The sequence below is a fragment of the Enterococcus cecorum genome, from assembly GCF_052119425.1.
Lineage (GTDB): Bacteria > Bacillota > Bacilli > Lactobacillales > Enterococcaceae > Enterococcus_E > Enterococcus_E cecorum_C.
The window spans coordinates 1-9,540 of sequence record NZ_JBQKFH010000060.1; the positions used below are offsets into that span (position 1 = coordinate 1).

Here is a 9,540-nt window from a genome sequence, read left to right on the forward strand (position 1 = left end):
TCAAGTAAATAGTGTGGTGGCGATAGCAAGAAGGATACACCTGTTCCCATGCCGAACACAGAAGTTAAGCTTCTTAGCGCCGATAGTAGTTGGGGGTTTCCCCCTGTGAGGATAGGACGTCGCCACGCTTCATTCCGGCATAGCTCAGTTGGTAGTAGCGCATGACTGTTAATCATGATGTCGTAGGTTCGAGTCCTACTGCCGGAGTATCTCATTAAGAGAGAAAGAGTATTGCGCTCTTTTTGCCTGGAGAGTTGTCCGAGAGGCCGAAGGAGCATGATTGGAAATCATGTAGATGGTTAATAACTGTCTCAAGGGTTCAAATCCCTTACTCTCCGTTTTAATATTGGTCCGTTGGTCAAGTGGTTAAGACACCGCCCTTTCACGGCGGTAACACGGGTTCGAATCCCGTACGGATCATTTGGAGGTTTAGCTCAGCTGGGAGAGCATCTGCCTTACAAGCAGAGGGTCAGCGGTTCGATCCCGTTAACCTCCATTGTCGGTTCCGTGGTGTAGGGGTTAACATGCCTGCCTGTCACGCAGGAGATCGCGGGTTCAAATCCCGTCGGGACCGCCATTATTAATTAAATATTGTGGCTCGGTAGCTCAGTTGGTAGAGCAATGGATTGAAGCTCCATGTGTCGGCAGTTCGATTCTGTCCCGCGCCACCATCGGAGGAGTAGCGAAGTGGCTAAACGCGGCGGACTGTAAATCCGTTCCTTTTGGTTCAGTGGTTCGAATCCACTCTCCTCCATTTATAGGGGCATAGTTTAAAGGTAGAACAGCGGTCTCCAAAACCGTTAGTGTGGGTTCAATTCCTGCTGCCCCTGCCATGGCGAATGTGGCGAAGTGGTTAACGCACCGGATTGTGGCTCCGGCATTCGTGAGTTCGATTCTCATCATTCGCCCTTTTATTGGGGTATAGCCAAGCGGTAAGGCAAGGGACTTTGACTCCCTCATGCGTTGGTTCGAATCCAGCTACCCCAGTTAGTAAAACATATATGGCGGTATAGCCAAGTGGTAAGGCAGAGGTCTGCAAAACCTTCATCACCGGTTCAAATCCGGTTACCGCCTTATATGCCGGCGTGGCGGAATTGGCAGACGCGCTGGACTCAAAATCCAGTGCCCGTTGAGGGCGTGCCGGTTCGACCCCGGCCGCCGGTATTAAGACAAGATTTAGTTCTTGTCTCTTTTTTTTGCACTTATAGAAGTTTTCTATAATATTTTTCGCAATACGTTAAAAGATAAGAGCGAGCAGATGAGCAGAAGCGCGAAGATGTATCGCTATAGATATATTTAGATAGTTTTTTCTCAACTTAAAATGTTCATCGTAAAAAAAATAGACAGATATTCTCAAAAGAAAATATCTCGTCTATCTATTACTTATATAAGACCCATAGATGTGCAGCTTCGTTTTGCAACTCTTCAGGTGTAAACCAGGTAAGAGAGTGTTTCTTCTTGGCGTCATCATTGGGATCCAATAACCGAATTTTTTTGCCATTGTAGGCAGATAAAACCATAATATGACCATTTGGGGTGAATTTTCCTGGATTAACGGAAATAAGTACGGGTATACCCTTTTGTAGATAAGGAAGGGCATTTTGAATCCTATCACTTAAATCAAGATATTGGTAGTTATTTTGTTGGGCATATTGCGGAAATATTGCCCAAGAAGTACCTTGATCAGTGTAGTAATCATCTTTCGCCCAGGAAAGTACAGTAGTTGGATTTATTAGTTTTTTTTGCCAATAAGATTCAATCATTGCTAAAGAAGCAATTGCACAGCCATTTTTAGCAAAAGTCGTATCTTCTCCCCAACCATATTTTTTCTTGGCCCATCGTTCATCTGTTTGAAGAATGAGGTAGGAATTTAAGTTTTCCTTGGTTAATTTTTTACGTGTCTTTTCACCATATGTTCTTTGTGGGTTCTTTTTTTCGAAAGCTAATTGTTTTGCTTTTTCTTGTTTTGCTTTAGCTTTTTCCTTTAAGATTTTTTCTTGTTGTTGTGCCTCGATTTGCTTTTGATGTAAATGATTTTTTACCGAAAAGCCAATCAATAAACAGATACATGCAAGAATCAGTAATAAGACTCTTTTCACTTTTTTCTTAAGTTTCCGCCGTTTTTTCTTCGGTTTTTTAGGCCCTATATTTTTTCCTTTTGGTAAAGGCTTCGTTTGCTTTTCCACATGATTCCTCCCATATAAATTGTTAATATGATTTTTACACATTTTAAAAAAAATTGCAATTTTTTTATAGACATAAATAGAAATTGATGTTATACTATCTATTGTTCGGTTAACGAATTAGTTATTAATATGGCGAATGTGGCGAAGTGGTTAACGCACCGGATTGTGGCTCCGGCATTCGTGAGTTCGATTCTCATCATTCGCCCTTTTATTGGGGTATAGCCAAGCGGTAAGGCAAGGGACTTTGACTCCCTCATGCGTTGGTTCGAATCCAGCTACCCCAGTTTGACAGCTTTCATGAAGGCTGTCTTTTTTTTTGCTATTTTATTTATAAATATATAACGAGCCCACTTATATGTTAGGATAAGTGAGCTCGTTTTTTTACTTCGTTAATAGTAGCTTATCGTCATCTAATTGTGAACCGCTATTTTTTTGGAACATTTCCATTAATTCAGGAACAGTTAGCTTTTCTTTGGCTTTTCCTTTAACATCTACAACAATTTGTCCTTGATGGAGCATGATTAGTCGATTCCCATATTTAATTGCATCGTTCATATCATGTGTCACCATAAAGGCAGTTAATTGATGCTCTTGAATTAATTGATTGGTTAGTTCCATTACCGTAGCAGACGTTTTGGGATCAAGTGCAGCAGTGTGTTCATCTAGTAAAATTAACTCAGGTCGTACTAAAGTTGCCATCAATAGCGTAATTGCTTGTCGCTGCCCACCTGAAAGTAAACCAATTTCTGCAGTTAGGCGATTCTCTAAGCCTAAATTTAAGCTTTGAAGTTGTTCACGGAAAAATTCGCGATTTTTGGCTTTCACACCTGAACTAATGCCGCGTTTTTGTCCGCGTTTTAATGCAATAGCCATATTTTCTTCAACCGTCAATCGTACTGCCGTGCCAAGTTTTGGATCTTGAAAGACACGACTGATTTGTCTGGAACGCTTAACAACGGATTGTTTCGTGATGTCTTGACCATTTAATTCAATCTTACCTGTTTCAGTAGGAATAGCACCGGCAATACTATTTAATAAAGTTGATTTCCCTGCACCATTACCACCGATAATTGTGATAAAGTCTCCTGATTCAATTTCTAAGTCAATACCTTTTAACACATGATTTTCATTTATGGTTCCTTTTTCAAAAATTTGATGGAGATTCGTAATTTTAAGTACAGTACTCATTATTTTTTACCTCCTTTTTTGAAAATGTTGTTTAAGCCTAATTTTTGTCTTAATTGTGGTAAAGATAGACAAACCACTAAAACAATGGCAGAGGCTAGTTTTGAGTCACTTGGTTCGACATTAAATTCAAAGACTAAGGCTAAGATGAAACGATAAATAATTGTACCAGCGATAATTGTTAAAAATCGTATCCATAGAGGCTTGTTAGCAAATAATACCTCAGCAATAATGATTGAAGCTAATCCGATAACGATGGTTCCAACACCTGAGTTTAAATCTGCAAAGCCATTATTTTGGGCAATTAACGCACCTGAAAGGGAGATACAGCCGTTAGAAATCATATAACCAATCAATTTCATCGAATCAGTATGAATACCATTGGCCTGACTCATATCAATATTATCCCCGGTAGCACGAATCGCTAAGCCAATTTCAGTACGAAAGAAAAGGTGCAATAGTAAAATTACTAATAAACTAATGATTAAGCCCATAATGATTGCGGCATTGACTTTTGTTAGTCCCATATTTTGTAGCCAAGAAAATAAGGTATCTTCTCCTAAAAGCGCAATGTTAGGTGCACCCATCACACGTGAAGTCACCGAATAAAGGCCAGTCATCGTAATAATTCCGGCAAGTAGGGCAGGTATTTTTAATTTTGTATGCAAGATACCCGATACTAAGCCAGCAAGTACGCCTCCTAAAAATCCTAAGAGGGTAGCAACAACTGGTGAAAGGCCGTGAACGATGCTAATTGCTGCAATCCCGCTGCCTAAAGGAAAACTTCCTTCTGCCGTTAAGTCAGCAATATCGAGAATTCTAAAGGTAATAAATACCCCAATTGCTAAAAGCGACCATAAGACACCTTGAGATGCAGCTGATTGTAAGAGAAGGGGTAAGTTTGAAATAATATTCATGAAATAATCTCCAATCTATTTAGGGGCAACAATACTTGCTGGATCAATACCTAATGCTTTAGCCATATCTTCATTGACAACAAGTTTTAGGTTTTTCGCTGATTCGATTGCAGTTGTTGCAGGTTTTTCTTTACCATCCAAAATTTTAGCGGCCATTAAGCCAGTTTGCTTTCCTAGTTCTTTATAATCAATTCCGTAAGTTGCTAAACCACCTGTTTCTACTTGTTCTACTGATCCAGCAACGATAGGGGTCTTGGTTTGTTTGGCAACTTCACCAATTACGGCAGCTGCTGAGGCGAAAGTATTATCTGTTGGAATGTAAATACCATCCACATCTTTGGCAAGACTAGTTGTTACTTGTTGTACGTCGTTGGTAGTATTGGCAGTTAGGACTTTAACTTTCACATTAGCTTTTTTCAAGGCTTTTTCAGCTAAGTCTGCTTGAATTTTTGAGTTTGCTTCTCCTGTGTTATACATAATACCAATTGTTTTTGCCTCTTTGACAATACTTAATAATAATTCGATTTGTTTATCAATCGGTACCATATCCGTTGTACCAGTGACATTTGTACCAGGTTTTTTCAATGATTTGGCTAATTTGGCAGCCACAGGATCGGTCACTGCAGTAATCATAATTGGGATATCTTGTGTTTCGTTAGCTAAAGATTGTGCAGATGGAGTAGCGATACCTAGCAATAAATCGGCTTTTTCTTTGACTAATTTTTCACTCATACTTTTGAGATTGTCTTGGTTATTTTGGGCGTTTTGATAATCAAATTTGACGTTTTTGCCTTCCGTATAGCCACCTTCTTTTAATCCTTCTTTAAATCCTTCATAAGCAGCATCTAAAGACGGGTGTTGCACGATTTGTAAGACACCAACTGTTTTTTGGGCATCTTTTTTACTTTCTTTGTTTCCACAACCAGCCAATAGTAAAGCCGCACTCATCGCAACTAGGGCAGTCATTATTTTTTTCTTTTTCATTTTTTTCAATCCTTTCATTTTTAAAGAGCAATTTTCTAAATAAAAAAACCATCTAGGAATAGCCTAAATGGTTGAAAGTTCAATATTAATTCAGCCATTCAGGTTAAATGGCTAAATGCAATCAAAAAATCCTTAGCCATTATAGATACTTTTTCTTGTATCCATAATGTGTTATGAATACAAGTCTATCTAAAATAGCTAAAGTAGAAGTGATTCAACTGACTAATGTGTTTTAATTGCGTCTTCATAGAAATATTCCTCTCCTTTTGGAATTAATTGAATTATAGTTAAAAATTTATTAAAAGTCAATGAAAAATATTAAGAAAATTTGAAAATAAAAAAGAATTCTCTTAAGTAGCTTAACTAAATAAGAGAACTCTATATTTGTCAGTTTTTATAATAACGAATATGATTTTCAACTTTTGCAATACTAAAGCGTGTTTCATCCTCAAATACTTGGTCAATACTTGGATCGAGATGTTCATTTAGGCAAGTTTCATATTCATCAAATGTAAGGCGATGGCGCTTGCTTAAACTTTCTTGATTTTCCGTGGTATGTAGGTGTTCTTGATAGCCTTCAACCACATGTGCTTGGAAAAATTCGCCAACCATACCTGAACCATAGCTAAATAAACCAATTGTATCTTCAGGCTTGAGTGTTGCGACATGGTCTAGATAAGAAATCAGTCCTAGATAAAGGGAACCAGTATAGAGATTACCGATTTGACGACTATAACGAATACTTAACTCATAGTTGTCAATAAATTCTTTTGCGAGTGCTTCATCGACATTTTCCAATAGGTGATTCAAAGCTTTTCTACCCATTTTTGTATAAGGGATATGGAATAACAAGGCTTTGTAATCTGTCAGGCTTTGTTGATACTTTTGATTATACGCTGTAAATACATCACTAAAGGCGTTGATATAGGTACTATTGGATAATGGGCCATCTACCAGCGGATATTTTTGATTGGTTGGTCGCCAGAAATCATAGACATCTTTGGTTAATGCGAGTGTTTTTTCTTCAATTACAAGAATACGAGGCTCTTTGGTAATCAACATCGCTACAGCACCAGCCCCTTGTGTAGGTTCGCCGCCAGAATTTAAACCATAGCGCGCAATATCAGTGGCAATGACTAAAGCTTTACTTTCTGGATGTAAGCGAACATGGTTGATTGCCATTTGTAATGCAGCGGTACCGGCATAGCAAGCTTCTTTCACTTCGATGGCTCTAGCATAAGGTTGAATGCCTAAAAGACGGTGTAAGATAACCGCACTAGCTTTTGATTCATCAATACTAGATTCAGTACCAACAATCACTAAATCAATTTGTTCTTTGTCTTGGTCTGTTAAGATTTTCTCAGCCGCATTGGCACCTAGAGTAATGATATCTTGGCTTTGTGGATTGATGGCCATCTTTTCTTGACCAATTCCGATTAAATATTTATTTGGATCGACATTACGTGCTTGGGCTAAATCAGTCATGTCTAAATACATTTGAGGTACGTAAAAACTGATTTGATCAATACCAACGTTCATTTGTTTATCCCCTTTCAACGTTCTACTATAATAAAATAGCACATTTTGAAGAAAAAAAGAAAATAATTGTATGTTTTGTTAAGAATTTTTTAGAATAACTAGTATTTTGATTCATTTATATTTTATTTTTTGTCAATAAATGATATATTTCCATTGGAGGTGTTGATGTGGAACAAGTAGTAATCATTGACGCATTAAGAAGCCCGATTGGTAAATATCGTGGCATGTATAAAAATATTAGTGCCAAGAAATTAGCAGTAAATGTTGTAACTGAGTTATTTAATCGCTATCCTAAAATAAAAGATGACGTGAATCAAGCTATTTTTGGTCAAGTTTTACAAGCAGGAAGTGGCCAAAATATTGCCCGGCAAATTGCTTTAGAAAGTGGCTTGTCACAAACTGTTCCGGCAATGACAGTAAATGAAGTTTGTGGTTCAGGTCTCAAAGCGTTGATTTTAGGGATGGAACAGATTCAATTAGGAAAGGCCCAAGTAGTTTTAGCAGGTGGTTGTGAAAATATGACGCGTGCGCCATATATTAGTGCGTATGATAAACAAACGGATAGCTACTCTACGCCACAGCCAGTGATGATTGTCGATGGTTTGACAGATGCGCTAAGTGGAAAACACATGGGCTTAACAGCTGAAAATGTAGCAGAGAAATATCAAATCACCCGTCAAATGCAAGATACTTATGCTTTACAGTCTCATCAAAAAGCGACAGAGGCAATGAAAAATGGCTATTTTGAAAGTGAAATCGTCCCTATTGAAGTTACAGGGGCTTTGATTACTAGTGATGAATCGGTGCGACCAGATACTTCTTTAGACAAATTAGCCTCATTAAAAACTGTATTTAAAGCAGATGGGACTGTAACTGCTGGAAATGCTTCACCGTTAAATGATGGGGCCAGCGCAGTACTTTTAGCAAGTGAAAGTTATGCAAAGGCGCATCAATTGCCTATCTTAGCAAAAATTAAGGCAACCAGTGAAGTAGGTATTGATCCACAATTTATGGGAATTTCTCCTATTGATGCGATTCAACAGTTGATGAAACAAGTTGATTTAACCTTGGATGAGATTGATTTGTTTGAAATTAATGAAGCTTTTGCGGCCTCATCAATCGTCGTTAAAGAGCAACTACAGATTCCCGATGAAAAAATCAATATTGCCGGTGGTGCCATTAGTTTAGGTCATCCAATTGGTGCGAGTGGGGCTAGAATTGTCACTACTCTTGCGCATCAACTAAAACGAACTAAAAAACGCTTTGGAATTGCTTCTTTGTGTATTGGCGGTGGCTTAGGATTGGCGATGTTAATTGAAAATCCCCAAGAACATTCAAATATTGAAAAAAAAAAGTTCCAACAGCTAACCATTGATCAGCGTCACGATTTCTTGCATGAAAGTGGTCTAATTGATGAGACGGTCATTGCTCAATGGCAAAATCATAGTTTAGATGAAAAAGTAATGACGCATTTAATTGAAAATGTTGTCACTGATTTTGCTTTGCCAGTAGGGATTGTCCCTGAATTTATCGTGAATGAAAAAACTTATTATCTACCGTTTGCAACAGAAGAACCCTCTGTTGTAGCGGCTTGTAGCTATGCAGCAAAAATGACTAAACAAACCGGGGGCTTTCAAGCAGAAGTTCAAAATCGTTTGGCGCAAGGACAAATTGTATTACAAAATATTGCCGATGTTCAGTCGATTGCTAGGGCAGTAGAGGCGTTATTACCAAAATTAAAAGCAGTGGCACAACAAGCTTATCCATCTATTGTCAAACGGGGGGGCGGTGTTGTGAAGCTTGCGACACGTACCTTTAATAGTGAAGCATTTTTATGTGTTGATGTTTGGATGGACACCAAAGAAGCAATGGGTGCCAATATGTTAAATACGGTATTAGAAGCAATGGCCACTGAATTAAGGCGTCAACTATCTGTGGATGTATTAATGGCCATTTTAACGAATTACACGCCTGATGCATTAGTAACAGCAAAAGTGGCAGTTGATTTTAATCAATTAGATAAGTTGGGCAATGGGCGACAAGTAGCTCAGAGAATTGTTCAGGCAAGTCGTTATGCACAGCTTGATCCATTTCGTGCAGTTACGCATAACAAAGGAATTATGAATGGGATAGAAGCATTGTGTTTGGCTCTTGGAAATGATACTCGCGCCTTATCGGCTAATATTCATGCGTTTGCCAGTCGAGATGGACAATACAAAAGCTTAAGTACTTGGGAAATTGTCGAAAATCAGTTAGTTGGTAAAATTCAATTACCACTGATGATTGCTAGTGTAGGGGGGGCGACTCATGTGTTACCTAAAGCGGCAAGTTTCCATCAATTATTGCAAAATAGCGATGCCAAAACTTTATCGATGCTTTTAGCTAGCGTAGGATTGGCCCAAAATTTGGCAGCCTTAAGAGCTTTAGTTTCAGAAGGAATTCAAAAAGGACATATGAAAATGCAGGCGCGTAGTCTAGCAATGAGTGTTGGCGCTAATGATCATGAAATAGCTAGTGTGGTTGAAGCTTTATTACAAACGACGATGAATCAAGAAAATGCCCGTCAAATCTTAACCAAATTAAGAACAAGTAAATAAAAAAACGAGTGAAATCATTTTTGGGTCTATGATATTTAGTGTTGTTACTCAAACGGAGGATAACACTAAATATCTTTTTTTATAATCATAATAATAGAAAAAGACATCTGTTTCCTCTATAATTAAGTCGAC

General features: G+C 38.2%; 6 protein-coding genes, 14 tRNA genes and 1 rRNA gene. 16 read left to right on the forward strand and 5 right to left on the reverse strand.

The genetic code is table 11. From position 1 onward, the window contains the following. Positions 1–12: 12 nt before the first annotated feature. The 13 genes from rrf to ACTQZM_RS11080 all read left to right on the forward strand — a co-directional run bounded on the left by rrf (position 13) and on the right by ACTQZM_RS11080 (position 1,164). Positions 13–128, forward strand: a 5S ribosomal RNA gene (rrf, locus tag ACTQZM_RS11020). Between the two features lie 5 nt (positions 129–133). Next, positions 134–207: transfer RNA gene (locus tag ACTQZM_RS11025), tRNA-Asn, on the forward strand. Positions 208–248: 41 nt separating this feature from the next. Next, positions 249–338 (forward strand) — tRNA-Ser (locus ACTQZM_RS11030). Between the two features lie 10 nt (positions 339–348). Continuing rightward, positions 349–420: transfer RNA gene (locus tag ACTQZM_RS11035), tRNA-Glu, on the forward strand. Between the two features lie 3 nt (positions 421–423). Beyond that, a tRNA-Val gene (locus ACTQZM_RS11040) sits at positions 424–496 on the forward strand. A 5-nt stretch (positions 497–501) separates the two neighbouring features. Continuing rightward, positions 502–577, forward strand: a tRNA-Asp gene (locus ACTQZM_RS11045). An 18-nt stretch (positions 578–595) separates the two neighbouring features. Continuing rightward, positions 596–671, forward strand: a tRNA-Phe gene (locus tag ACTQZM_RS11050). Between the two features lie 2 nt (positions 672–673). After that, a tRNA-Tyr gene (locus ACTQZM_RS11055) sits at positions 674–754 on the forward strand. Between the two features lie 5 nt (positions 755–759). Beyond that, positions 760–833, forward strand: a tRNA-Trp gene (locus ACTQZM_RS11060). 2 nt (positions 834–835) lie between these two features. Continuing rightward, positions 836–908, forward strand: a tRNA-His gene (locus ACTQZM_RS11065). 7 nt (positions 909–915) lie between these two features. Then, a tRNA-Gln gene (locus ACTQZM_RS11070) sits at positions 916–987 on the forward strand. 16 nt (positions 988–1,003) lie between these two features. Continuing rightward, a tRNA-Cys gene (locus ACTQZM_RS11075) sits at positions 1,004–1,074 on the forward strand. A 5-nt stretch (positions 1,075–1,079) separates the two neighbouring features. Then, positions 1,080–1,164, forward strand: a tRNA-Leu gene (locus ACTQZM_RS11080). A gap of 215 nt (positions 1,165–1,379) precedes the next feature. Here ACTQZM_RS11080 and ACTQZM_RS11085 read toward each other — a convergent pair. Next, positions 1,380–2,186, reverse strand: a complete 807-nt coding sequence (locus tag ACTQZM_RS11085) for a C39 family peptidase (protein ID WP_441653802.1) — start codon at positions 2,184–2,186, stop codon at positions 1,380–1,382. Between the two features lie 132 nt (positions 2,187–2,318). On the opposite strand from ACTQZM_RS11085, the gene ACTQZM_RS11090 reads away from it, so the two are divergent. Beyond that, positions 2,319–2,391: transfer RNA gene (locus ACTQZM_RS11090), tRNA-His, on the forward strand. 7 nt (positions 2,392–2,398) lie between these two features. Further along, a tRNA-Gln gene (locus ACTQZM_RS11095) sits at positions 2,399–2,470 on the forward strand. A 97-nt stretch (positions 2,471–2,567) separates the two neighbouring features. Here ACTQZM_RS11095 and ACTQZM_RS11100 read toward each other — a convergent pair. The 4 genes from ACTQZM_RS11100 to ACTQZM_RS11115 form a co-directional block, all read right to left on the reverse strand. Next, entirely contained in the window at positions 2,568–3,374 is an 807-nt protein-coding gene (locus tag ACTQZM_RS11100; protein ID WP_441653803.1) for an ABC transporter ATP-binding protein, read from the reverse strand. After that, positions 3,374–4,288, reverse strand: a complete 915-nt coding sequence (locus tag ACTQZM_RS11105; RefSeq protein WP_441653804.1) for an ABC transporter permease — start codon at positions 4,286–4,288, stop codon at positions 3,374–3,376. The genes ACTQZM_RS11100 and ACTQZM_RS11105 overlap by 1 nt, the downstream gene beginning before the upstream one ends. A gap of 15 nt (positions 4,289–4,303) precedes the next feature. Then, on the reverse strand, positions 4,304–5,272 hold the full coding sequence (locus ACTQZM_RS11110) for an ABC transporter substrate-binding protein (protein ID WP_248625568.1): 969 nt from the start codon (positions 5,270–5,272) through the stop codon (positions 4,304–4,306). 387 nt (positions 5,273–5,659) lie between these two features. After that, positions 5,660–6,811, reverse strand: coding sequence for a hydroxymethylglutaryl-CoA synthase (locus ACTQZM_RS11115; RefSeq protein WP_441653805.1), 1,152 nt, complete (start codon positions 6,809–6,811; stop codon positions 5,660–5,662). 167 nt (positions 6,812–6,978) lie between these two features. Between ACTQZM_RS11115 and ACTQZM_RS11120 the strand changes: the two genes are divergently transcribed. Next, the gene (locus ACTQZM_RS11120; protein WP_441653806.1) at positions 6,979–9,408 is read left to right on the forward strand and encodes a hydroxymethylglutaryl-CoA reductase, degradative; all 2,430 of its coding nucleotides are present in this window, start codon (positions 6,979–6,981) and stop codon (positions 9,406–9,408) included. Positions 9,409–9,540 lie beyond the last annotated feature (132 nt).